At 45.6% G+C, this 23,528-nt stretch carries 28 protein-coding genes; 7 read left to right on the forward strand and 21 right to left on the reverse strand.

The window, feature by feature from the left end; translation table 11 throughout:
• Positions 1-4: 4 nt before the first annotated feature.
• Genes IEV19_RS02035 through IEV19_RS02050 form a run of 4 tightly spaced genes read right to left on the reverse strand, consistent with a single transcriptional unit; the run spans position 5 to position 2,910 of the window.
• Positions 5-760 (reverse strand): sulfite exporter TauE/SafE family protein, encoded by a 756-nt coding sequence (locus IEV19_RS02035; RefSeq protein ID WP_188369039.1) that lies wholly within the window; start codon positions 758-760, stop codon positions 5-7.
• Positions 761-805: 45 nt separating this feature from the next.
• Positions 806-2,047, reverse strand: coding sequence for a toxin-antitoxin system YwqK family antitoxin (locus IEV19_RS02040; RefSeq protein WP_188369040.1), 1,242 nt, complete (start codon positions 2,045-2,047; stop codon positions 806-808).
• Positions 2,048-2,338 (reverse strand): hypothetical protein, encoded by a 291-nt coding sequence (locus IEV19_RS02045; protein WP_188369041.1) that lies wholly within the window; start codon positions 2,336-2,338, stop codon positions 2,048-2,050.
• Positions 2,339-2,397: 59 nt separating this feature from the next.
• Positions 2,398-2,910, reverse strand: coding sequence for a GyrI-like domain-containing protein (locus IEV19_RS02050; RefSeq protein ID WP_188369042.1), 513 nt, complete (start codon positions 2,908-2,910; stop codon positions 2,398-2,400).
• Positions 2,911-3,046: 136 nt separating this feature from the next.
• Here IEV19_RS02050 and IEV19_RS02055 point away from each other — a divergent pair, with 136 nt between their 5' ends.
• On the forward strand, positions 3,047-3,586 hold the full coding sequence (locus IEV19_RS02055; RefSeq protein ID WP_188369043.1) for a hypothetical protein: 540 nt from the start codon (positions 3,047-3,049) through the stop codon (positions 3,584-3,586).
• On the opposite strand, the gene IEV19_RS02060 is transcribed toward IEV19_RS02055, so the two are convergent.
• The 13 genes from IEV19_RS02060 to IEV19_RS02120 all read right to left on the reverse strand — a co-directional run bounded on the left by IEV19_RS02060 (position 3,583) and on the right by IEV19_RS02120 (position 13,747).
• Entirely contained in the window at positions 3,583-4,560 is a 978-nt protein-coding gene (locus IEV19_RS02060) for a TolB-like translocation protein (protein ID WP_188369044.1), read from the reverse strand. The two genes, IEV19_RS02055 and IEV19_RS02060, sit on opposite strands and share 4 nt — an antisense overlap.
• Positions 4,561-4,605: 45 nt before the next feature.
• Positions 4,606-5,595: a 2-hydroxyacid dehydrogenase gene (locus tag IEV19_RS02065; RefSeq protein WP_188370699.1), complete on the reverse strand. Its 990-nt coding sequence runs from the start codon at positions 5,593-5,595 to the stop codon at positions 4,606-4,608.
• A gap of 106 nt (positions 5,596-5,701) precedes the next feature.
• Complete coding sequence (locus IEV19_RS02070) at positions 5,702-6,058, reverse strand: nuclear transport factor 2 family protein (protein ID WP_188369045.1); 357 nt, start codon at positions 6,056-6,058, stop codon at positions 5,702-5,704.
• Positions 6,059-6,110: 52 nt separating this feature from the next.
• A complete protein-coding gene (locus IEV19_RS02075) occupies positions 6,111-6,407 on the reverse strand; it encodes a hypothetical protein (protein WP_188369046.1) in 297 nt (98 codons plus the stop codon).
• 73 nt (positions 6,408-6,480) lie between these two features.
• A complete protein-coding gene (locus IEV19_RS02080; RefSeq protein ID WP_188369047.1) occupies positions 6,481-6,843 on the reverse strand; it encodes a DUF2200 domain-containing protein in 363 nt (120 codons plus the stop codon).
• Positions 6,844-6,942: 99 nt separating this feature from the next.
• Complete coding sequence (locus IEV19_RS02085) at positions 6,943-8,382, reverse strand: DASS family sodium-coupled anion symporter (protein WP_229732453.1); 1,440 nt, start codon at positions 8,380-8,382, stop codon at positions 6,943-6,945.
• 208 nt (positions 8,383-8,590) lie between these two features.
• On the reverse strand, positions 8,591-9,019 hold the full coding sequence (locus IEV19_RS02090; protein ID WP_188369048.1) for an FKBP-type peptidyl-prolyl cis-trans isomerase: 429 nt from the start codon (positions 9,017-9,019) through the stop codon (positions 8,591-8,593).
• A gap of 143 nt (positions 9,020-9,162) precedes the next feature.
• Positions 9,163-9,834 carry an SGNH/GDSL hydrolase family protein gene (locus IEV19_RS02095; RefSeq protein ID WP_188369049.1) on the reverse strand — a complete coding sequence of 224 codons (672 nt, stop codon included), beginning with the start codon at positions 9,832-9,834 and terminating at the stop codon, positions 9,163-9,165.
• Positions 9,835-9,868: 34 nt separating this feature from the next.
• Entirely contained in the window at positions 9,869-10,396 is a 528-nt protein-coding gene (locus tag IEV19_RS02100; RefSeq protein WP_188369050.1) for a RidA family protein, read from the reverse strand.
• A gap of 89 nt (positions 10,397-10,485) precedes the next feature.
• A complete protein-coding gene (locus IEV19_RS02105; RefSeq protein ID WP_188369051.1) occupies positions 10,486-11,127 on the reverse strand; it encodes a dioxygenase family protein in 642 nt (213 codons plus the stop codon).
• A 72-nt stretch (positions 11,128-11,199) separates the two neighbouring features.
• Positions 11,200-11,694, reverse strand: coding sequence for a VOC family protein (locus IEV19_RS02110; protein ID WP_188369052.1), 495 nt, complete (start codon positions 11,692-11,694; stop codon positions 11,200-11,202).
• Positions 11,695-11,758: 64 nt separating this feature from the next.
• Entirely contained in the window at positions 11,759-12,721 is a 963-nt protein-coding gene (locus IEV19_RS02115; RefSeq protein WP_188369053.1) for an L-threonylcarbamoyladenylate synthase, read from the reverse strand.
• 108 nt (positions 12,722-12,829) lie between these two features.
• Positions 12,830-13,747 (reverse strand): diacylglycerol/lipid kinase family protein, encoded by a 918-nt coding sequence (locus IEV19_RS02120; protein ID WP_188369054.1) that lies wholly within the window; start codon positions 13,745-13,747, stop codon positions 12,830-12,832.
• Positions 13,748-13,913: 166 nt separating this feature from the next.
• Between IEV19_RS02120 and IEV19_RS02125 the strand changes: the two genes are divergently transcribed.
• On the forward strand, positions 13,914-14,540 hold the full coding sequence (locus tag IEV19_RS02125) for a 2OG-Fe(II) oxygenase (protein WP_229732454.1): 627 nt from the start codon (positions 13,914-13,916) through the stop codon (positions 14,538-14,540).
• Positions 14,541-14,586: 46 nt separating this feature from the next.
• Here IEV19_RS02125 and IEV19_RS02130 read toward each other — a convergent pair whose 3' ends face one another.
• The 4 genes from IEV19_RS02130 to IEV19_RS02145 all read right to left on the reverse strand — a co-directional run bounded on the left by IEV19_RS02130 (position 14,587) and on the right by IEV19_RS02145 (position 17,893).
• A complete protein-coding gene (locus IEV19_RS02130) occupies positions 14,587-15,567 on the reverse strand; it encodes an NAD(P)-dependent alcohol dehydrogenase (RefSeq protein ID WP_188369055.1) in 981 nt (326 codons plus the stop codon).
• A 79-nt stretch (positions 15,568-15,646) separates the two neighbouring features.
• Complete coding sequence (locus tag IEV19_RS02135; protein ID WP_188369056.1) at positions 15,647-16,369, reverse strand: SDR family NAD(P)-dependent oxidoreductase; 723 nt, start codon at positions 16,367-16,369, stop codon at positions 15,647-15,649.
• Positions 16,370-16,422: 53 nt separating this feature from the next.
• On the reverse strand, positions 16,423-16,824 hold the full coding sequence (locus IEV19_RS02140; protein ID WP_188369057.1) for an ACT domain-containing protein: 402 nt from the start codon (positions 16,822-16,824) through the stop codon (positions 16,423-16,425).
• Between the two features lie 127 nt (positions 16,825-16,951).
• A complete protein-coding gene (locus IEV19_RS02145) occupies positions 16,952-17,893 on the reverse strand; it encodes an aldo/keto reductase (RefSeq protein WP_188369058.1) in 942 nt (313 codons plus the stop codon).
• Positions 17,894-18,228: 335 nt separating this feature from the next.
• Between IEV19_RS02145 and IEV19_RS02150 the strand changes: the two genes are divergently transcribed.
• The 5 genes from IEV19_RS02150 (at position 18,229) to IEV19_RS02170 (ending at position 23,471) form a co-directional block, all read left to right on the forward strand.
• A complete protein-coding gene (locus IEV19_RS02150) occupies positions 18,229-19,428 on the forward strand; it encodes an OmpA family protein (protein ID WP_188369059.1) in 1,200 nt (399 codons plus the stop codon).
• Positions 19,429-19,515: 87 nt separating this feature from the next.
• A complete protein-coding gene (locus tag IEV19_RS02155) occupies positions 19,516-20,502 on the forward strand; it encodes a hypothetical protein (protein ID WP_188369060.1) in 987 nt (328 codons plus the stop codon).
• Positions 20,503-20,518: 16 nt separating this feature from the next.
• Positions 20,519-21,715, forward strand: coding sequence for a hypothetical protein (locus IEV19_RS02160; RefSeq protein WP_188369061.1), 1,197 nt, complete (start codon positions 20,519-20,521; stop codon positions 21,713-21,715).
• A 58-nt stretch (positions 21,716-21,773) separates the two neighbouring features.
• Positions 21,774-22,721 carry a hypothetical protein gene (locus tag IEV19_RS02165; protein ID WP_188369062.1) on the forward strand — a complete coding sequence of 316 codons (948 nt, stop codon included), beginning with the start codon at positions 21,774-21,776 and terminating at the stop codon, positions 22,719-22,721.
• Positions 22,722-22,754: 33 nt separating this feature from the next.
• A complete protein-coding gene (locus IEV19_RS02170) occupies positions 22,755-23,471 on the forward strand; it encodes a hypothetical protein (protein WP_188369063.1) in 717 nt (238 codons plus the stop codon).
• Positions 23,472-23,528: the final 57 nt, after the last annotated feature.

Here is a 23,528-nt window from a genome sequence, read left to right on the forward strand (position 1 = left end):
ATACTTATGTAAAAAACCACAATTTAATCGCCATCAGCACAACCATGACCACCAGGAAGGTTTTGATGAACCCATCCCCTTTCTTTACAGAAACCCGGCTCGAAAACCACGCCCCCAGTCCGTTACCAAGGGCCAGTACAGCCCCCACCTTCCAGATCACTTTGTCGTTGAAAACAAAGACGGCCAGGGCTGCCAGGGTGTAGATGCAGACCACGGCGACCTTAGTGGCGTTAGCCCTGACCAGGCTCATCTTGTGAAAGTAATGAAGAAACAAGAGGATGACAAATCCGATCCCGGCATTGATAAATCCCCCGTAAATCCCGATAAAGAAAAAGGCAAGCATCCCCAGCCAGAGGTATTTTCCAGTGAGCCGTTCCTCCACGTTTTCCAGGCTGATCTTAGGCTTGAATACGATGATCAGTACCACGGCGATCATGATAATAGCCAGGATCCGATTAAAGGTCTCCCCCCGGATATCCACTGCTATAGAAGCGCCCAGGATAGAACCCATGAGTGCTGCTATTCCCAGGTATACATTGAAGGGGAAGGTAGATACGCCCTTGCTCTTGAATCCCGCTACTCCTATGGCAGTCTGGAAGGCGATTGCTACACGGTTAGTACCGTTAGCCACGGAGGGCGGCAAGCCCAGGAATATAAGAACGGGCAGGGATATCAGGGAAGCTCCTCCTGCTATGGTGTTGATAAAACCCACCACAAAGCCTACCACGACCAGCAGGGGATAATGGTACCAGTGTTCCATAGCGCAAAAGTACGCCCTAAATTTGTTCCGGCAAGCCCTTTTTCATCACCAGTTGATCCCCAGTTCTTTTAAGTCTATGGTTTGAATCCCGCCTTTTCGAACAAAAACGAATCTCCTTCCGCTGAGGATCGTCGGGCCCCAGCCATAACTCAGCGGAAGGCGTTTTACTCTCTCCCAGGATCTGCCTTTTTTTTCGTAGTAATAGAGCCCCACTTCCCCCCTGTCGGGGTATGTATCCTGGTTGTAGTACTGGGAAATAATTAGTTTCTTTTTCCCGGGGTGCATAAACACATCAAAGGAATCACTGTCTGCCAAACCCACCTGATCACTCAGCCATCTTGGTTTTTTATAAATTCTTGCCTTGCCGGGTTGAGAGTAATATATGCCCGTTCTGGGGCTTCTGGCAAAAAAATACAGGGTATTGTCCGGTGTAAAATGAAAGTAGCCGGCATTGAGGTTAAAAAGGGTTTTTACCTCTACGGGATCTTCCCAACCGTATTCTTTCTTGTCCACAACAAAGACGCGGGAGACCTTCTCCCCGTCAACCTCGTCGTATTGTTTATACACGATTCGATTCCCCTCCGGATTGATAGCCAGATTATAGAGGGTATCCGTAAAGGACAATCTTTGAAGTTCCCAGGTATCTTCCTTCCGATAAGCGATATACGGACTTTTTTGTTCCCATTCCCTGTATAGCGCCAGAACCAGGGTATCCCCCGAGGCAGTAAAGGAAGGCGATGTGCTTTCATATCCCTCGGGTACTACATCCTGGGCAAAAAAAGTAGTGTAGAAAAGGTGGTCGTCATCCCCTGTGTCATAAACGCTGCCATCCTGTGAGTATTTTATCCAATTCCCCAGGGCTTCGTTCTGTTCAAAATTGCGAACCTGTTTTAGTTTTCCATTGGGATACCATTCCTTCCAGGCCCCGTGGTTCATTCCATCTCTGAATTCCCTAAGGGTCCTCTGCTGGCCGTTTTCATAGTATGCAATAGCCTTTCCGCTAAACGGTTCCCCTTCGTAGGTATAGACCCCCGTAGGACCCGCGAGCAGTGCGTCTACCAGCCTTGATTCTTCCAGCGTTACAGGTCCACCGGGAAGCGCACTTTCTGGCCATAATTTTTCCTGTGTAACCTGGGAAGATAGGACGTATACGGAAAGAAGTATGAACCATTCTGAGAGACGAACAGCATACAGATAGAAGGTCCTCTTGAAAGCTGGAGTAATTAGAAAATCGGTCAGGTACCGAAGTACTCCAGTGTTTTTAGCAAATCGATCGTATTTTGTCATCTAACTTCCCGCAAAAGGAGTCCCGAAAATGCCTACGGCCAACTCTGCCCAGATCAAGAAGAAGAATACGAGAGCTGCGATAAGCAACACGATCCTGTACGTATCATTCGAAATATTCCTCCAAACGAGGTCACAGACAAAAGCCGTGCTGGCCAGTAAGATACCTGCTACGAGGAAATCGAACGCATTCCAGTCGACTTCAGAACTGAATTGCATGGCGATCAATGGAATACACAGCAGTAGAAGGGTACCTAAGAAGATATATCCGATGCGTTTGAAAGATAGGGTCATGATTGTCAGTACGTTTACCTAAAGTTACGGAATTTTTGTAAACGGACTCATTGTCTGATTTATACAGTTTGAGGAGAAGCCTCTATGGGAATCCATATCTCCTCTTCAGAATCGGGATCGTTATTGCGGTAGTTCTCCCCTAATACCTCAAAATGAGGCCTGTTATCCAGGATGAACCCGGAGGCAGGCAACCAGCTTCCAAATATATATTGATACACGGATTTGTCTGTGGAAAGACCCCTGTAATGGAACACCGCATATAGTCCTGCAGGTATTTTAAAAGTTTCCATGTCGTGTGGAATTACAGAGAGGTCCGCCACCGCCATCCCCGCCCATTTTTGAAATTTTCTGGCAGGATCGTATTTCTTGAAATACGCCTGATCATACAGGGTCATCGAGATCAGGTTCTTCGACAATGAATTTTTAATTTCCCTCCTCCTGGGCATAAATCGCCTCCAAAGCTCTCCAATACTATAGTCGGCCTGACTCATTGTCTGACTCATCCCGATAAGTTTTATCGGCTCGTTATGCCTAAGAACAGGACTGAGTTCACCTTCTGTTACATGACTCATGATCAAAAAGTATTAGATGCCGCCTGAATGGGTATCTTTCTTACAGGCCTCGAAGAAACGACAATTTTCAAAAATTCGATACCTTACCATCCATATTAACGGTAACTTACTCCAGAACAGCTAAAATAACCCACCCATGAAAAACACTTTTATCACCTACGCCGTTGCAGTAATTCTGCTGCTTGTTTCCAACCTGTCATTTTCACAATCCACGACCGTCATGGTTCAGGACAGTACAGATCTCGTAGACAAACGCTTAAAATTTGGATGTGGCTTCGGTCTGAATTTTGTCGGCGGCACAAATATTTTTATCGCCCCGAACCTGATCTATGATGTGAGCAATACGATAAGCCTGGGAGGCGGACTTCAGGGCAGTTATACAGGGATCAAGGATGTGCAGAACACGACGACTTTCGGTTTTAACCTGATCTCTCAGTACACACCGGTAAGGCAACTAACTACTTTGTTGGAGTTCACACAGCTTCGGGTGAAGACCAAGACCGAGAATTTACCCGAAAATACTACTGACAAATTCTGGGATTCCGCTTTGTTCGTGGGAGCCGGGCTGAATGTCACCAACTCTATCTCTATTGGGGCTAAAGTGAATCTGCTTTACGATTCGGATGAAACGGTTTACACAAGTGCGGTCATCCCATTTGTGAATATTACTTTTTAATTAAGATCACCGGACCTTTGCTCTTTTAATAAGGCTTGAAGGTTCAGGAATTCAGTCTCAAGGAAATAGATACTCCAGGGCTCATATTCTCCATCGACCGGCGGATCGGTATGGGTAAAGAAAAAATAACGTCCATCCGGGGAAAAGCGCCCGCTGCCTTCCTCCCCCGCTGAGTTCACGATCTCCCCCATATTGACAGCACCTGACCATCCTGAAGAAGTCTTTTTGCTTACATATAGGTCATCCCCCCCAAAGCCCCCTGGCCCATCGTACACATTAAAAACCATAAACTCACCATCCGGAGACAAAGAGGCGGAATACTTCCACAAACTGTCATTCTCAAAAAGTCCTTCGATACGCTCAGGTAAAGAAAAACCTTTGTCTTCTTTTGTGGTTTTATAGACATCGATCCCTGCAGATCCCCTTTCCATAGTGGTGTAATAAAATGTGATTCCGTCGAGGGTAAAAAAGTAATTATTCACAGAAGACGGCCAGTTCTCTCCTTCAATTTGAACCTTGTTTACGGGATCGGGCAAAGGTTCTGGTTCAGACCAGCCTTCAGGGGTCTTTTCCACTTTCCAGACATTCATATCAAAACCGCCCAGATTGGGTTTTCCAGGGATTTCCCTTTGAGAACCAAAATACAGGGTATTTCCGTCAGGAGTGATAAAAGGTGTCTCATCCCGGTCTGTTGAAAATGGGGCCAGGACAGGTGCCGACCATTGGCCCTCGGCTAAGGTCGAGGTATAAATCTTTTGCTTTTCCCCGGGGAAACGCCTGGTAAAATAGATTGTCTTTCCGTCAGGTGTAAAACAGAGATCGAATTCGTTGTGGTCCGAAGTTGAAATGACTCCCGGCGCGAATAATTGGGGAGAATTTACTGCCTCCTCGGAGTAACTGACCCGTTTTTTCTCAGATTCTGCACATCCCAAGAGGAGTAACAGCAGGAACGAACCCGCTAAATTGAATTTCATGATCTCTTTTTTAAACAGTACTCTCAAATAAATTAGTAAAAGTTTTTAAATCACTTCGTTTGTCAGTTTCTCTCCATCTGCATATTCCCTGATGTTGTCGATCGTGGTATGGGTAATTTCTTCCATGGCCTCCCGGGTAAAATAAGCCTGGTGAGAAGTTATCAGAACATTGGGGTAACTGATCAGCCTGAGGATGAGATCGTCTTCTATGATCATTTCAGAGAGGTCTTTAAAGAACAGGTTCTCCTCTTGTTCGTACACATCTATCCCCAGAAAACCAACCTTCTTACTCGCTAGACCTTCCAGGATATCAGGAGTGTTGATCAGGGCACCCCTGCTGGTATTGATGATCATAATGCCTTGTTTCATCTTCGAGAGGGATTCCCTGTTGATCATGTGCTTTGTATCCGGATTTAGCGGACAGTGAAGAGAAATGATATCAGCCTGTTGAAAGACCTCATCAATTGACCCGAATTGTATTCCTTCTTCTATTAATTTTTGGGACGGATAAAGATCGAAGGCCAGTACTTTACACCCCATACCTTTCATGATCCTGCAAAAGGTAGCCCCTATCTTACCGGTTCCTATCACCCCTACTGTCTTTCTATGGAGGTTAAAGCCCATGAGTTTATTGAGGGAGAAATTCCCTTCCCTAACCCGGTTGTAGGCCTTGTGTGTTTTTCGGTTCAGGGTAAGGATCAGTGCCAGGGCGTGCTCTGCTACGGCCTCAGGGGAATAGGCCGGCACCCTGACCAGTCTGATGCCCTTTTCCTTTGCCGCATCGAGATCTACGTTATTGTATCCCGCACAACGCAGTGCGATCAGTCGAACCCCGAGTTCAGCAAGCTGGCTGACAGTTTCCCGGTCGACCTTGTCATTCACAAAAACACAGATGACCTCAAATCCGGTAGCTAGATTGGCTGTATCCTTATTTAGTGGTGAGTCGAAATAGGTAAATTGTAACTGTCCCTTATCAGCAAATCGATCAAAATACTCCTGGTCATAGGGCTTGGTACTGAAAACAGCAACTTTTATCATTCTTTGTGGGATTCTATTGTTAGTCTGCCCGCGAAGTTACCAATTGTTGAAGTCACCGTCATGGTATCAAAGGGAATTACTCTTTGTAAAGATGACACCGGAACTATGATTTGAGCTGCCGTTCGCTCCTTATCTCCCCAATATGATAATAGGCTACAATACGGTCGATGAGTTCCCCTTCAAAGTAGTACCACTCACTTACGTCCAGGAGGAAGTCGGGTCCCTGTCTGGCTGTATACCGTACACATGCGTGATTCTCACCGTAAAAGCCATCATGGATCTCGAAGGTCTGACCTAAAAATTTATCCTTGTTCTCTTCCACGATCTTGAGATACGCATCCTTTCCTTCTATGGTCCCAAACGGACTCGTATGCCGGAAATCATCGGTCAGGGGAAGGTCTCTGTAGTGTCCTTTTTCCCATTTGTGGAACCAGTCTGATACGATCTCCTCGGTATTCATGACCCCGTCTAATAAATTTTATCAATTTTGATCTGCTATAATCTATTTTACTCTATCGTCGTTCCCTGAGCCATGCCTCAAAGACCTCCATCAGGTCTCCTACTCCGAGGGTCGCCCAGAGGATCACCAACCCTGCCAGGACTTTGATCCAGATCGGGATAGCATGCCCTGTGTTTCTGAATAGAAAGGCATTGGTTACAGGCAAGTATAATACAGCTACTCCCAGATAGAAGACACCCGGAACCCAATGCACATAAACCATATTTAAGATGCCAATCGCAATAAAAAGAGTCGCAAATATCCAGCTTGTCAACTTGTGTGGCATGGTAAGATGAGATTCAGTACTCATGGCATGTGATCTTTTGGCAAAATAGAGAAGTATTTACCTTTGAAAACTGACCCAAAGGGATTCAGTAATAAATTTATTCACGCAATATCTTTTCCATTGCCTTACCCCTGGCCAGCTCATCCACCAGCTTATCAAGGTATCTCACCTGTCTGGTGATCGGGTTTTGAATTTCCTCAACCCGGTACCCGCAAATGACCCCTTTGATCTTTTCGGCTTTAGGATTCAGTTGTGCCTTATTAAAAAAGGTCTCGAAAGAGGCTTTCTCTTCAATTAGCGAGGTCAGTGCAGGTTCGTCAAAGCCAGTGAGCCACGTTATGACCTGGTGTAGTTCTTCTTTCGTCCGCCCTTTTTTCTCGGCCTTGGAGAGGTAATGTGGATAGACAGAGGCAAAGGACATTTTGGCGATGCGCTCGTCGTGGTGGCTAGTATCTTTCATGATGATGGTTATGTTGTTGTACCTCAAGATATTGAAAATCGACGGAATATACCATATCAAGACCGGTCGTCGGGGAACCAAGGGTATTCAGAATACGGGTCATATAGACGAAGCCCACAAGATCCAGGGAGTGGCTAGCAGAAAGATGGCCGTATTCAGGACCGTAACCACAGCCCCCTGTTTATATATATCATCAGAGGGAAGGAATCCGCTCCCTGCAAATAGTACATTGGAACTCGAAGCCTGGGGAGAGACCACTGCAAAATAATTGGTTGCGAAAGACAGCATAAATGCCATCAGCGCAGCAGGTACGCCGGCATTTACGGCAACCTGCAGGAATACGGCGTAAAGAGCCAGCAGATGGGCAGTTTGGCTGACGAACAGATAATGTATAAGGATATAGAGTACCGTAAGCAGAACATATACCGAAACCCAGTTGTAACCGCTGATGAGGGTCGCGATCTGGGCCCCCAGAGTCTTCATGAAGCCCATATCGTTCAATGCCGAACTCATCATGTAGAGAATAGCGAACCAAACGTAGGTTTCCAAAGCATCTCCGGCACCCTGCCGTATATCTTCGAGCGTGTACACATTTGCGAGAATGAGAATAGATAGCCCTAAAAATGCAACTATGGCCAGATTGATGTTAAATACAGGAGAAAAAGCCCATAAGAGGATCATTCCAAAAAAAGTAATTCCCATGATCCATTCTTTTCGACTCATTGGTCCCATCTCTTCCAGGGCTTCCCTGGCATGTTTCGGGGCTTCCGGGGTGTATTTTTGATCAGGTGGGAAGAGCTTATACAGGACAATTGGTATGGCAATAAGCGCAATTAAGCAAGGGAGAGAGGCCACGAAGAACCAGTTGCCGAAATTCATATTCACGCCGAATTGGGCTGCTAAACCTGCTCCCACGGGATTTGCCGCCATCCCTGTAAACCACAAAGCTGAGCTGATGGTGTGCCCTGATATGGCCGTCATCATCAGGTAGGTTCCGGTCTTCTTTCTGCCCTCCTCAGTGGGGAGAGAACCGGTGTCCAGCGCCAGGGCATGGGTGATGGGGAACAGTATCCCCGACCTGGCTGTGTTACTCGGGATAGCCGGGCCGAGCAGTGTATCCGTAGCCACAATACAATATCCCAGGTTGAGGGTCGACCTTCCAAACCTTCTGATCAGTAAAAATGCGATCCGCCTACCCAATCCGGATTTTATTACACCTTTGGCCACTAAAAATGCCGCCAGTATTAATAGAATAAAGCTCTCCGAAAATCCAGAAAAGGCTTTTTCCGGGGTGAGCACACCCAGTAATACCACCGCTACCAGGGCGAGGACAGAAGCCGTAAAGATGGATAGGGCTTCGAGCAGTACCCCGACGATCGCAGTAATAAAAATGGCGAACAAGTGCCAGGAATCTACAGAAAGGTCCCATGGAATGGGTACATGCCAAACCATAAGGCCGAAAACCAGCGTGACCGCTCTTTTGATCCAGCGTGATGTAAGATCTTCAGACGACGGGATTTGTTGCTCTGCTGTATTCACTGAAGTAAATGTACAAAGAAGGTTGAAAGTAGATGTCAGCCTACACCTGTAAAACTAACAGCTAACCTATTTTCCTGATCCAGGTGTAAAGGGGTAATTGTTTGGCGCGTTGTTATTTTGATGGAGTACTCACTGACCTCTAACAAATAAAAAAAGCCTCCAACCCAAAAACCGGCTCGAGGCTTTTCGAAACTTTTGAACTGCCGTATTATTTAATTTCTACCAATGTCAGGTCGAATATCAGGTCCTGACCTGCCAGGGGATGATTTGCGTCGATAACGATATGTTCCTCCTTGACGTCTACTACCCTGAGCTGTTGCTCAGAACCGTCAGGCCTTGTGGCTACAAGACCCATTCCTACTTCCGGGTTGATCTCTTCAGGCAGATCGCTCTTGTTCACCTTTTGAAACAACTCCTCCCTGACCTCCCCGTAGGCTTCCTCTTTGGGTATGGTTATCGTCTTGTTCTCATTTACCTGCATATCGATGAGTCCCTTTTCAAATCCGGGGATCAACGCGCCCTGTCCCAGGGTAACTTCGAGGGGGTCCCGTTCCAGTGAACTGTCGAATACCTGCCCGTCTGTTAATTTTCCTGTGTAATGTACCCTAATGGTATCATTCGCTTTTACTTTTCCCATGTTTCTGTTTTCTATGGTTTTCATTTTAAAGGTGCAAAGGTAGTAAGACCAAAACGGCTAGACGAATGTTCCTTGTGTAAATGAGACATGTCTAAAACATCTATAGTAATTCCACAAAGCAATATTCCCCTGTAAAGGGGAAATTAATTCGAAAACAAATGTTCCGCAATAACTTCTGCCGCCTTTGCACTACCTTTCTGAGAAGGATGAAAGCCATCCGGACCGTAGAAGTCAAAATTTTCTGTAATCTCAAAATACTCCTTCCATGCTGCTCCCACCGGAAGTATTATTGCATCATTGATCCTTGCGGCATCCCTGTGGTTTTTAATAACGCCATCAAAGGTGCGGTAATAATCGAGGGAGGGCCAGACCATGAGATAGCAAAGCTTTGTTCGTGATATCCGGCAAAGTTCTGCGAATTTCTTCCCGTACTCAATCAGCATGTTCCTCCCTTCCGCCTGGGAGGAAGGTCCCTGTTGCAGGATGACAAAATCGAAATTCCCATCGCGGATAAGCGACTGCACTCTTCCTTCCCGCCAGTGATCCTCAATGGCATAATTGGGAAAGGCGTACATTTCAAAATCGACTGTTACTCCAATTTGTCTGGCCTCTTCTTTCACCAAAAGCGGGAGATTATTAGTATAGGTCAGGCTGTTCCCGATAAACAAGATTCGGACACTGTCTCGATCTTTGTATACCTGTCCCCTGGCGTTAAGACTGACTGAAAAGATCAGAAAGATGACAAGGACAATGTCCGCAAGAATTGTGCTCCTTTTCGACCAAAAGATTCCCCTGACATTATCGTTAGAAAGCATCAAGCAGTGTGTTCGTTGAAAACCACGTTTTATACTAATCCGATTTATGCACCTCCAGTTCGATCTCGATCATAAATTCGGGGAGAGCCAGTTCCTTCACACCCACCCAGGTACCTGTGGGAAAGTTATTCTTGTATATCTCCGCCCGATAGGCCGCATTCTCCAGCAATAAAGGCATATGCGTGGTAAAGATGTTTTCCACGACCACATCATCAAAAGAGCATCCGAAATGCTTCAGGATCTTGTCCAGATCGGCGTAGCAATTCTTCATTTGCTGTGCTAAATCCCCAATAGCCGTCGGATTTCCTTCATCATCCATACTCACGGCTCCCGAAACCTTGATACTGTTTCCGATCTTAATGGCATGGGAATAGCCGTAGGCCTGCTCCACTGCGGGCCTGAGGAGGAAATATTCAGGTTCATCGGCTTGTATGACCACTTCTTTGATAACTTCCTGCCCTTCCTCCTTTCCTTTGGGTTCACAACTTTGTACAGAAAACATTAAAAGCGAGATCAGCCCACAAATGGTTGATAGAGTCCAGGGTCGTAATTGATTTTTCATTTTCTTACGGATTTATTGCCCTACTTGGCAGGTTTAATGATTAGTTAGTATAGCCGAATTCTTTTTATTTTTTGAAGGGAAATTTTCGGTTAATTATATGACCGTATGTTCTTGCCCAGCACGAAGTTGCGCTCTCCTACCCAGATGTTGCCTTCCTTCCTCAATCTCAGAATACCGTCACTTCCTCCTCGTGGAGCAGAAGGTTTCGTCTCCTTCTCAGTCAGTAAGGAGTCCCCTTCAAAAAAATAGCTCCCAAGCCAGTAATACCTTCCGTCAGGTTCAAGAATGGTTGGATGGATATGTGCAGGTTCGGTCCTGTCGGGGTATACACCTGGTTTAATAGTGTAAAAAGCATATCTGCCCTCCTGATCCGTTTTAACCCATCCCCGGTTATACCCATGTCTCCTGCCCCATCCGGATGCCCCTTCTTTAGGGGTATAAAGACCTTTCTGGTCGGTATGGTAGACATACAACACCACCCCCGGTGCCGGCGTCTTCCCGTCAGGTTTAAAAATGGTCCCTGTCACTTTAATCTTTTGTGCCCCGGAATGGAAATCCGGAAGCGTATCTACCGGACTCAGCACCCTGTCTCCGTATTCAAATACTCCCTCACACCCTTCACAAGGCCCTCCTACCAGACGGGGATCATTCTGGCCCTGGGAACGCTGACAGGACAGCAAGTTTATGCTGAAAATGAATACAACCAGATAAAAGAGATTTCGGACTCCCATAGGTCATTGAAGATAAGAAATTTACCGATGCTCTCCTTTGACGGTCTCCTTATTTATTATCTATCTCGGAGATCAATTAATTTCCATAAGCAGGGATTGCAGGTCGAGGGGCTTTGTATACATATCCAGGGATCCATCGGGTTTTTTTGGCCAATCTTCCTGGGGCCTGTCCCAGTAGAGTTCTACCCCATTTCCATCGGGATCATCCAAGTACAAAGCCTCCGAAACCCCGTGGTCTGAAGCCCCGGTTAGAGGATAATCAGCCTTACGAAGCCGTTGGAGGATGGTGGCCAGATCCTTCCTGGTCGGGTAAAGGATGGCTGTGTGAAACAAGCCTACCGTTCTTTTGGGAACCGGCCCGGCCCCTTTGCTGAACCAGGTATTCAATCCGATGTGGTGATGATACCCCCCTGCAGAGATAAAGGCAGCGTCTTCCCCATAGGTCATAGTCAGTTCAAAACCCAGGAGTCCACAGTAGAAGTCGAGAGAACGCTGAAGGTCCGACACTTTCAGGTGTACATGTCCGATCCTGGTTTTGGATGGCAAAGTGTAATCTGTATTTTCCATGGTAACGTTACCTATCTTGATTTCATTTATCGGAACATGCCATGTCCCTGATTGAAAGCTGAATTCAGGATTCTTTGTGTGTTGCCCTTTCCAGCTTGTCATTGATCGTCCTGCCCAGGCCTTTGTCCGGAAACTTTTCCGCCACGATCATATCCAGGTTCAGGTGGTCGAGGCGGTGCATGGCCGCATAAAGGTTCCTGGCTGCCTCTTCCAGATCTCCGGAGGGAGAAAGGACTTCCTGATGGGTTATGCCCTCATTTGTCCTTGCCTCCATAAAAAGCAATAACCCAATCTTTTTGCCGGTCTGACTGGCCGCAAAACTGAGCACATCATCCACTAGGTAGGTATCCGTTGAAGGGGCGTAATGCCTGAGCAGCATGCCCGGTGCTGCCGGCTGGTGATCCTCACTCCTGGTCCTGAAAGACACTTCCCCCACTTTTTCGCGTATCTCCTCCAGGGAGAGGGATCCCAGCCTGAAGATGACCGGTTTTCCATCCTCAAAACCGATAATGGTCGATTCTATCCCTTTGCGGCATTCACCTCCATCCAAAATGACCTTGAGTTTGTCTCCGAAATACCGCTCAACGTGTGCAGCTGAGGTCGGACTTATAGATCCAAACGGATTGGCACTGGGGGCGGCCAGGGGAAAATCGAGTTGTGCCAACAATTTCAGGGTAAGTGGATGATCCGGAACCCGGACGGCCACGGTGTCCTTACCCGAGGTAACAGCATCGGGGATCACAGGTTGTTTCTTCAAGACCAGCGTCAGAGGGCCCGGCCAAAAAGCCTTGGCCAGGATCTGTGCCTGATCCGGGATATCCCGTGCCACTTGAGGCAGGAAATCTGCAGATTTGATATGTACGATCAGCGGGTTATAGCGAGGCCGGTTTTTAGTGGAATAGATCTTCTCTACAGCACCTTCGTCCAGGGCATTGCCCGCCAAGCCGTAAACAGTCTCTGTGGGTAAGGCGATGATGCCCCCCTTTTCCAGTTCGGTTCGGGCTACTTGTATATCCTCAGTGATCATAACTAACATCTGCCTTTAATACTACACCGGCAGCGGGGTGCCAAGTTAGGGATTCTGACAGTTTCCCGTCAGGTCTTTAAAGAAATATTAAAAGGCAAATTTAAGAGTTTAATTGCGTCGAGGTGGCATCAGCAGACGTACTCCCCCGGGAAGGATGCTTATGCTGGCGGGCAGATGCCCGACATATTCCCCGTCGGCCTCTATCCCACATGAATCAGGGCTTTCAAGCCTGAGTTCTTTTGCAGAATGATAGGAGACCTCCGGATGTACTATTCTTACTCCCCTCTTTAATTTACTGAGGTTTTTAATATAGTCCCAAATGCTCAGGTCCCCAAAGATGACCACCCGGAACTGACCATCTGACAAGGAAGCTTTGGGGGCAACACAGATCGCATTCCCAAAATAACGACCATTCGCAACGGCCATTTGGAGGAGCTTCCCCTCCCACTTCCAGGAAGGGCTTTGGCATATCACCTTTTTTTTTCTGTAGCTCAGGAATCCCGAAAGGATGCTTTTGAAATAATGGAAAGAAGACCCCAGGACGGGTCTTGTCCTTTCCATATGCTGCACTACTTCAGGACCCAGGCCGATCCCGGAGATATTGATGAAATAACGGACCTCCTTGGTGTTTTGAAGGGTGATCCGGCCCAAATCTACAGGCCTGGCACTCCCGGACTGTATCCCTTTATTCAGATCCTCCCAGGAGGAGGTCATTCCGGCCGTTCTCGCAAAATCATTGGCCGAACCAAAGGGCAACAGGCCTAGTACAGGATATTCCTCTGCAGATCTCTCACTGAGCAGAAGGCCATTGACCACCTCATTCAAGGTACCGTCTCCCCCTGCAGCGACCAGGTATTCACATCCTATCTCAACAGCATTTTTCGCCAGTTCGGTCGCGTGCTTTCTCCTTTCTGTGAATTGAAATGCAACCCGGGCGGGATACTGCTGCTGAAAATAGTCCATTAGCCCGGGTAGTACTTTCCGGAGCCTGTTGTTCTTATTGTTGATGATGAAGACGAGTTTCATTCAGGAATCCGATTATTCAACTGCGCGATATAGATAAAGATAAGGTCTGCAGCTTCAAGCTTTCACATAAATCCATATAATTATTTCACTTCTACTGGGTTGGGAAAGTTTCTAACCCCTGTCTTGCAGATCGATATTTTGAATATCTTCGCACGCTTTTTTATCGATGATGTACCACGAACTGGAGACCTGGCTCACCTGGATGGATGAGCTCTCCGAGAAGGATTATATAGTAATTGACGGGTTCCTGAAACCGGATCTTCTGGCCGAGATCAGAGCTGCCTTCTCAACCCAATTATCCTCCTTTACCAAAGCAGGGATAGGTGCGGCCCATGACTTTCAAATACGGCACGAAGTACGGGGGGATTATACTTACTGGTTAGACAGAAAGCGAGATACTGAGCTGGCAGAATTCTGGTCCCTGATCGATGAAACCATGTACATCTTTAACCGGTATTGCTACCTGAGTCTCTCGGGCAGTGAATTCCACTTTGCCACCTATCCGCCCGGGGCCAGGTATGAGAAGCACGTCGACCAGTTCGACAGTCGGACCAACCGCATGATCACACTGGTTATCTATTTGAACGAGGGATGGAAGAAAGGAGACGGCGGAGAATTGGAGGTCTTCCTTAAAAATGGTGATACAGTGATCGTTGAACCACCTGATGCCCGTTGCGTAATGTTCAAAAGTGCCGAAGTGCCCCACCGGGTTCTGGAATCCCATAAAAACCGGAAAAGCCTTACCGGCTGGTTGCTGCACCAGCCTGTGGGATTGGGGCAGTTGTTTGGTTAACATAAAACTATTCTACCTCGCTTTCGCGACCACTGTATACAAGATCTTAAGACCTCACTGAAATGACAATTTTTCCCACATGTTGTGCATCCCCAAAACGCTGGACTGCGCGCGGGATCTCTTCAAAAGAATAGGGCCCGTCTATCTGGCATCGCAATTTGTGTTCGTCGTATAACTTCTCAATAAAGTCAAGGTCCCTGTTGGCAGCTAACATCACCAACCTGGTTCTTTTATTACTGAAGATCTTAAGAAGGGGATTCATGAAGAGCATCTGCAGGAGTTTGCCTGACCTTCCCCCGACGGTAACATATTTTCCATGTGGCTTGAGGACTTTCAGGTATTTCCAGAGAGACCGATTGGTCCTGCAATCCAAAATGAGATCATATCGTTCTTCCCCCTTTGTGAAGTCTTCACTATTGTAATCGATCACATGGTCATATCCCAGGGTTTTCATGGCATCCAGTTTCTCCTTTCTGTCTACTCCGGTTACTTGTGAATTGTAATACTTAGCAATTTGCACAGCAAAAGCTCCCATACCGCCTCCACCTCCATTGATCAGGACTTTCTGCCCCTGCCTTATCTCTCCGGCATCTCTTAGTCCCTGTAAGGCCAGCATAGCGGCGTGGGGAATGGATGCCGCTTCCTCAAAGCTCATTTTTTGAGGTTTGGGATGCAGTGCTTTTTCATCGATGCACAAGAATTCGGCATAACTTCCAAAACCGTAATCCGAGATATCACCGTAGACCTCATCTCCTGGTTTGAATCGGGTTACATGTTTTCCGATCTCATGGACAATCCCTGCTACTTCCATACCAGGGATTCTCAGTTTCTTTCTTTGACGGAGAAGGCCGAAAAGTAGCCTGTATTCCCAGGGTTTACCGGAACAGATACACCAGTCGTAATCATTGACCGTCGTTGCGCAAACCTGTATCTTCACTTCAGTATCCCCTGGATGCTTAGGCTTTTCATCTTTGAGTCGGAGAATAGCCTCCGGGGGTCCATAGCTGTTAATCACATATGCTTTCATGGTAGGTATTGAGTGTCGAACATCAGGTTTCAGGTTTCTTTAAAAAAGATTAGGTTTTTAACGAGTTAAGTGAACGGACCTACAATATTCTTTTCAAGATCATAATCGGTATAAAATTTATTATAAAAGCAACAAATCTCCACCGTCTAGGGGTATAGCCAACATCTTTTCTTTTATTAATAGCACTAAAAATTTGTTTAGCCGCCTTCTCCTTCGAGATAACCCAAAAGGCACTTTTATTTTTTAACATTTCTGTATCCACAAATCCGGGACGGATGTCAGTTATATTTATTGACTTCCCAGATTTAAATGCTTTTTGTCGCAAGCCGTCCAAATAATTTATTTGATAGGCTTTTGCTGCATGATAGGCAGGAGCTTTTCTATATCCGAACAATCCGGCAACTGAAGTAATTGCGACAAAATGTCCATATCCTTGTTCATCAAAATAATTATACCCCCAGTTAGCGATCTCGGTGAAAGCCAATACATTCAATTTATTTGCCTCATTTTCAACCTTGAAACCTAAATCTTTATTTAAATTTCCAATTCCAGTACTTAATATCAATAAATCCAACCCGCCTATCTTTTTGGTTAATTCGGATAATACCTTGGAGTTATCATCACGAATACAATCCAAAATTGCGATATCCACATTTTCTACATTTCCCCTTCTTACTTCTTCTAATATTTCTTTCTTTCTGCCCGTCAACCCCAATTTAAAGTTGTTTTCAAGAAGTATTTCTGCTAATGCTTTACCTATGCCCGATGTTGCTCCTATTATTATCGCTTTTTTTAAATTCATATAGGCTTTATTAACATTATTCATTGCATCATATGGCAATTACGGATCGGAGATTATTTAGATTTTATGGACAAATTCTTAAGAACCCTAATGGCTTTTTGAGAATCCATGCGATTTACAAAAATATGGTCGTGATAAAATCCCGCGATCACATTGGCACTGATACCGTGCTTTGCCAATTCGGAGGAAAAGACCGCCGTAAACCCGACGGCATCCAGGGCCGAATGAACCTTCAGGGTGATCCAGGAGGCCACAAAAGAATAGGGGATCTTTAACAGGTCTGCCGTATGCTTTTCCATCACCACGGTGGTACCTTCCACTTCCTTGAATTCACAAAGAATGTCCATTCGATCTATCCCACTAACATCTGGCAGGGTTGCGAAGATATAATCGCCCTCATTTAAGACAGGCTCCATGTTCCTGACCAGCTCCGCTAAGTCCTTTTTACCCTCCATTTACTATGTTTATTTTTTGTTGGATCTGCCTCTCCTCTGCAGGACAATCCCTATTCGAAGACGTTCAAGTGAGAAATGTAAAATTCTGGGACCTTATAAAGTACGATAATTTTATCGTAGGAAGGTGCTACCAGGGCAGGTTCAGCCTTTTTACTTCTCTTTTATAGAAATCTTCCAGGTCGGACTTCAGTTGATCCGGCAGGTCAATGGACGCACTCGCCACATTTTTGCGCAATTGTGCTATACTAACATTACCGGGGATCACGGTAGACACCTCATCATAGGCAAGGCAGAATGAAAGAGCCGTCTGAGTAAGGTCCCGGTCTTTCCCGATCAGTTCTTTTAACTGGCAGACAAGCCTGGCCCTGGTCGCGATATCCTCCCGGGACCAGCGTTCCCTGATGCCCTGGAAAGTGCTGTTTGCATCGTATTTGCCGGTGAGCCAGCCGGAATCCAGGGGAATTTTCACAATGATCCCCACCTCTTTTTCACGTGCGAGGTCGAAGGCGCGGGCCGTATCCTGGTGCAGCATATTAAAAAATGCCTCCACGACCTCACCTCCCGTGGTCTCCATAAACAGCTTCATTTCCTCGTAGGTATCGAGGGAAGCCCCATAGGCCCGGATCTTGCCTTCGTCCTTTAGTCGCTCGAGGATCTCGTAATGGTCGTTCTGCCGGCCGTCGAGAATCTCATGTGGCGGATTGTGCAGGATAAAAGAATCAACGTATTCCGTCCTTAACCGTCTCAGGCTCCCCTCAAGGGATTCCCGGATATAGCCTGCATCGTAGTTCAATACCCCGGAATCTGTATGCCCGAACTTGGTGTTGATGACCACCTTCCCGCGGTCTGTTTTTTCAAGTGCTTTTCCCAACCTTTCCTCGCTGCTGCCCAGGCCGTAATTGGGGGCCGTGTCAAAAAAATTAACCCCCAGGTCGAGGGCCTCCCACACCATCTCCATGGCCTCTTTATCGCTGAGGTTTTGCCAATCGGAACTGACTCCCAATTGCCAGGTGCCCATCCCGATCTCTGAGACTGAAGGCGACTGCCTAACTAATTTTCTGTACTTCATATTCCTCAAATCTAATGTCTGATCGCAGTGGCTTATCCATCCGTTTCTTTTGCTTCACTCTTGAATTCCAAGATTTATAAAATTAGGTAAAGTAAGCTGAATCAGGCTTGATGGCCATGTCATTATGCTCAAACGACCGTATTTGGATCGCACAGGACCTGTTCGCTGGATGACAAACGTCATAATTGAGGGGAAAAAAATGTGCCAATAGGCTCAATATCAGCATAATTACATGACAGAAATCATTGCACTAATCTGTAAATAATAGTAACATGTTCTGTCCTGACCGTCTACTGCGGAAATGGATCAAATCGAGAAACCTAACACCGTTCGTCATGAAAAAAATATTCTCACTGGGATTGCTGGGATTGTTCCTCCTCGCTCCCGTCCAGGCCGAAACCCAGATCCTGAAAAAGATCGGGAAAAAGATAAAGAACAAGTCCGAGCGCAGGCTCGATCAAAAAATTGACAAGACCATTGACAAGGGCCTTGATAAGGTGGAGGAAGGCATGGAAGGCAAAGAGGGTGATAGCATTCCGAAGGGGGACAAAGATGCAAACCAAAAGCCAGCCGATACCGAAAATACCGTAAAACTCTGGTCTAAATACGACTTTGTGCCCGGAGAGGTGGTCATCTTTGAGGATGACCTTCAGGGAGAGAGAAATGGGGAGTTCCCCTCCCAATGGGACCTGAAGAAGGGGAATGTGGAAATGGCGCAGCTGGGCGATGAGATGGTCATCAACTTTCCATCTACGGAATGGGCCAATATCGTACCCATGATGAAGGAAAAAGGGGATTATCTGCCCGATGTGTTTACCCTGGAATTCGACGCTTATTTCAGTGAGTTCTGTACTGCTTACACCCTGTCTTTTTACGACATGGTCAACCAAAAGAACACTACACGATTACCGAACATCACGATCAAACCCGATGATATCTTTATACAGCACTCGGGATCAACTGAATTTAAAGGCGATGAAAATTATCCCTACTGGAAGCGCATCGCGGTCTCCTTCAATGTAAGGGCCCTGAAGATCTACGCAGGGGAAGCGCGGGTAGTAAATATCCCGAATTTCAGGCACAATCCTACCGGGATCACCATTGCCTCCAGGCAATGTCACGAAGCTCAGTACGCCGCTATCAGGAACATACGCATCGCAACAGGAGATCTGGAGCTCTACGACAAAATGATCACAGACGGGAAGATCGTTACCAACGGCATTCGGTTCGACTCAGGCAAGGCTATCCTGAAACCCGAATCCATGGGCGTTATCAATGAGATCGTAAAACTGATGCAGCAATACCCGGAGATCCGCTTCAGTGTGGAAGGGCATACAGACAGCGATGGGGATGCCCAGTTCAACAAGAACCTCTCCGAACAACGAGCCAATACTGTACTGAATACCCTGGCAGACCAGGGTATAGGGCGTGATCGCCTGGTTGCCAAAGGCTTTGGGGAGGAAGTCCCCGTGGCAGACAACAACAGCCCGGAAGGCAAAGCCAACAACCGAAGGGTGGAGTTTGTGAAGATGTAAGGGCGTCATAAACTACTTTGGAATTCCAGGAATTAGTGAAGCTGAAGTGGTTGAAGTTGGGTAAGAAATCAATAAAAAATGTAAAACATGAAAAATGCAATACTAATCCTACTGGCATCTATTGTTGTTATTTCAAGTCGGACTTATGCCCAGGATATCAATTTTATTTTCAATAACAATTTGACTTTAAATGAAAATTTAAGCAGACATACAAAAGCTATGAATGGGCTTATGGCCTCCTATGGTAAAGTACAAACAAAGATATATAGGTTTCAAGGGGCTTTTGAAGAAGCCGTAAAAAACATGAATAAACCTAAGAATTCTAATGTAAGTTCTGTTTCCAATCAGCCTATTGCAAGCAATATTAGCATGTTTGTTAACCTGACCGAAGACCTGAATCCAAAACCGATGGATGAAGCCTGGTATGTTAACGCCGCAAAAAAAATTAATGAATTTTCAAACGTTAATGGTAAATCTCTCACTGTCACCATTTATTCTCCCACAGAACAGAATCCAGATAATTTACGAGCAGGAGATGAAGTTAAATCACGCATTATTACATTGAGTAATCCTTATCTCGACCTAGACAACCTAAAGGTGATCGAAGGAACCTGGGTTAGTGAGGTTGTTGCTACATCCGTCATTACTCAGGAAATGCTGGATACAGAATCAGCATTCGAGGATGATTGGGATGAAGTTGAAGAGGATATGGGTATCGATATTCCTAATGGTGCTCAATTCGTGGAATTTGATGTTGTGGCAGATACACAATTTCTTCAGGGAGATGTGAATTATATCGTTGAGATGTCAACGGAGGAAACGTTCCGTTTCTTCGAAATGAACAAAGATCGTTTCATCACGAATTTTGAACAGCTTGAATCAATATCCGAAGATGGGGGAACGATCACCACTTTTTACTTACTAGAGCATGATGGGCCTCTTAAGGATGGGGATGATGTCATTTCCATGACGATTCAACCAGCACCTGAAAGTATATTGATTGATGTTCTTGGTCTTAATCAGGGTACCTGGACTTTGATCTCAATTAATCGTTGGATAGAGGAAGGTTATTAATATAAAACTACGTATCATGAGAATTCTATTAATTGTCTTTCTTATCACATCATTTGGCGGTCGAATCATAGCTCAGGACAATTGTCCTCAGCCCCGTGTTCAAGTTTCCAATGACATAGATTATTACGATCAACAAAATCGTAGCCCAATAGAACATTATGAAATTTCACTTAATACAGCTGTAGCAAATACCATAATCAGTCTGAACAGGGGAAGTATTCGCTTCTTTTCATCATTTACAGCCGCAGTTCCAATTGGAGAAATGGATTATTTTTTAACAGTAAAAAGCAAAGCCATAGAAAATGGCGTGCGTATTTCCATGGATCTTGTGGATAACAATAACAGGGTGGTACTAAACTATCAGAGTACGGTCAATGATTCTCTTTGGGTCGAGAATATAATTGATATTGCGAACGTAAAAGCCAGAGATGTCTCGCCTCTTGTTCAAAAAATTGAAACTCATCAATATGATGTACGCAATGGTAGCGAAGCTGCGATCAGTTCAAAATTTGAACTAGAAAAGCGCTCTTATCAGGTTAAAGTAAATGAGAAGAAAAAAATCAAATTTGTCCTTAAAGACTGTGACGATGAAATTCTTCCGGGAAGAACCGTTGTTCTTGAGCTGGAAGGAAAAGAAAAAATTGATAAGACTACCTGTACGGTCGATGAAAACGGAGTAGGTGAATTTACATATACTGCACCAAAAGATAATGGGAAAGCAACGGTAACACTGGCTCACAAATATGAGAGCGTATCCGGCCTTGATAATCGTATTTCAGTTGACGCTGTTGAATTTATCACATCTGGTAAATTATGGTTATTGGTAAATCATGTTACGGATCGGGCAGAGATATATATTGTGGGCGAACATATCGGAGGTCTCGAAATGAAATGGGATGATAGCAACACTCGGGGTGGAAGTGTAGCTTCATTTAGTGCAGATGATGATCATGAACTTTGGTCTACCAGCTTGGTTGGATTTATCGAAATGGATGTCTTACCGGCAGGAAAAGAAATTTGGACAGCAAATGAATCATGGTTCCCTGGGCCAACTACAATTAAAGCCAGACAATTGGGTGGCTATGAATTCGAAATCATTTGGCCTTTGGAAGATGGGTCCACCATGCCGGTCCGAGGAACCATTACATATGAAAAACCAAGATTATTTGATCAGGCTCGAAGTAAGTACTTAGCGGCAAAAAGAGGCAGTTGATTAATTTAAATGGCAATGAATCCAAAGGCATTTCTATGAACTTTTAATATAAAGCATGATGAAACAATTTGTTATCGTGACTAACCTTTTCTTTATATGTTTCATAAGTACCGCTCAATCAGTCTCAAGCCTGGAACAAAGATTCTTTGAAGTGAACGCCTATAAAGCGGAGATCAAGATCACTTTTACCTATGATTATACCCAGACGAAGGCAGGGAACACCAATATGGTGACTGCTACCCAATCCTTTGAACACGCCTTTTTGACCGGTCCCGGACAGGTCACGGCTGCTGATATGTTCCAGGTAGAAAGGGGTGATGAGGCTGATGTTGGAGCAGGAGACAATTCCGGTGTGATGGGGGGCATGGACATGGAGGCCATTTCCGCGGCCATGAAAAACTCTGGGATGGATCCAAGTATAATGGAAGAATTAAAAAAAGCAAAAAAAGAAACAGCGTCTTATAACATGGATTTTGGGAAATACAAGATGTGGATGAGCGACCCGGTATCGGGAACTTCATTCACCCGGGTGAACACCAAATTCTATGATGAAACAACAGGGATAGAAGGCCCCTGCGGTGAAGGCCTGAGTGGGGGACCCTACAAAAACTACAGGCAATACGGCCTTGAAGCACAAAGTGAAAGAGGAAAACCAGGGGTAAACAATCCCAACAGCCTGCTCCTGCTCGTGAACCTGAACAACAATTCGTATTCCTTTTCAACCAGTACAGACATGCTGAGAGGCCTCACGTTCGAAGGAACAGAACACGATGAGGACTGCAGTAAGATCACAGATAAAAAGCTATCCCTGGCTGCCCGGTCGTTTATCAGTATAAGGGCCAAAAAAGAGGGACTGATCTACAAAAAACCATTACCTCAGAGTGGCATGACCTTGACGGGTTCCAGGGATATCACGGACAGCTTTAACCTCTGGCCCTCTTTGGCAAAGGAAGGTGGGAATTGGACGGTTACAATAGACTGGAAGATCTATCCGGCAGGGGGATAGTCTGACGTTAGGTGAACATATAAACAAATGATCATGCCAGCAATACTAACAAAACTCAGAACCGTATGTTTACCGGTAGCAGGGTTTTTTCTATTGATAGCAGGTCTGGGGAGTTTTATAGAAGACGGTATGCCGGGTGATGATATAGAATTGGTAAACCTCCCTGGAGAATGGGAAGTAACCCTCTTAACCGGATCTTTTACCATTAAACCACTGGATACAAATCCATCCTGGTGCGAAAAAGGGGAAGTAACCGTCTATCCAATTGTTGACATAGAAGAAACGTTTATCAAATTGATCGAAGGAATTGGCGAGACAGATTTTGATCCAGAAGATTCTGGAAGTAATCGAGATTCAACTCTGATGGTACCTCCTAATTATTACGATATAGAAAGAATAAACCTTTTTATTTTTCAATTCAGTTTTGATAACGGTTATCTCAGCAATTCAGTTCTCGAAGCCAGATCCGTACCATTTGATTATATAGAGAAAATAAAAGGGCTTTGGTCATTTGCCGTGGGGTATTGGGGAAAGAAAAGATCAGGATCTGGTATATTAATCGAAGGTAGATCTGTATCAGGGACCAAATGGGGAGGAAGAGGTGAGTTTATTGTATCCGGAAGCCTTTCTGGTGATAATCGAATTCAAGGCACCTGGGAGTGGACGGAAAATACGGCCGGGCCATTCCCAAAATTAGAATGCAGAACCACGTCTAGTGGATCCGGAACCTGGGCAGCAGTACGGAGATAATAACTTATGTTCACTATCTCCCTCGAAAGACAACTTTACACAAAACCTAATTATCGA

The organism is Muriicola marianensis (assembly GCF_014638095.1).
Classification (GTDB): Bacteria; Bacteroidota; Bacteroidia; order Flavobacteriales; family Flavobacteriaceae; genus Muriicola; species Muriicola marianensis.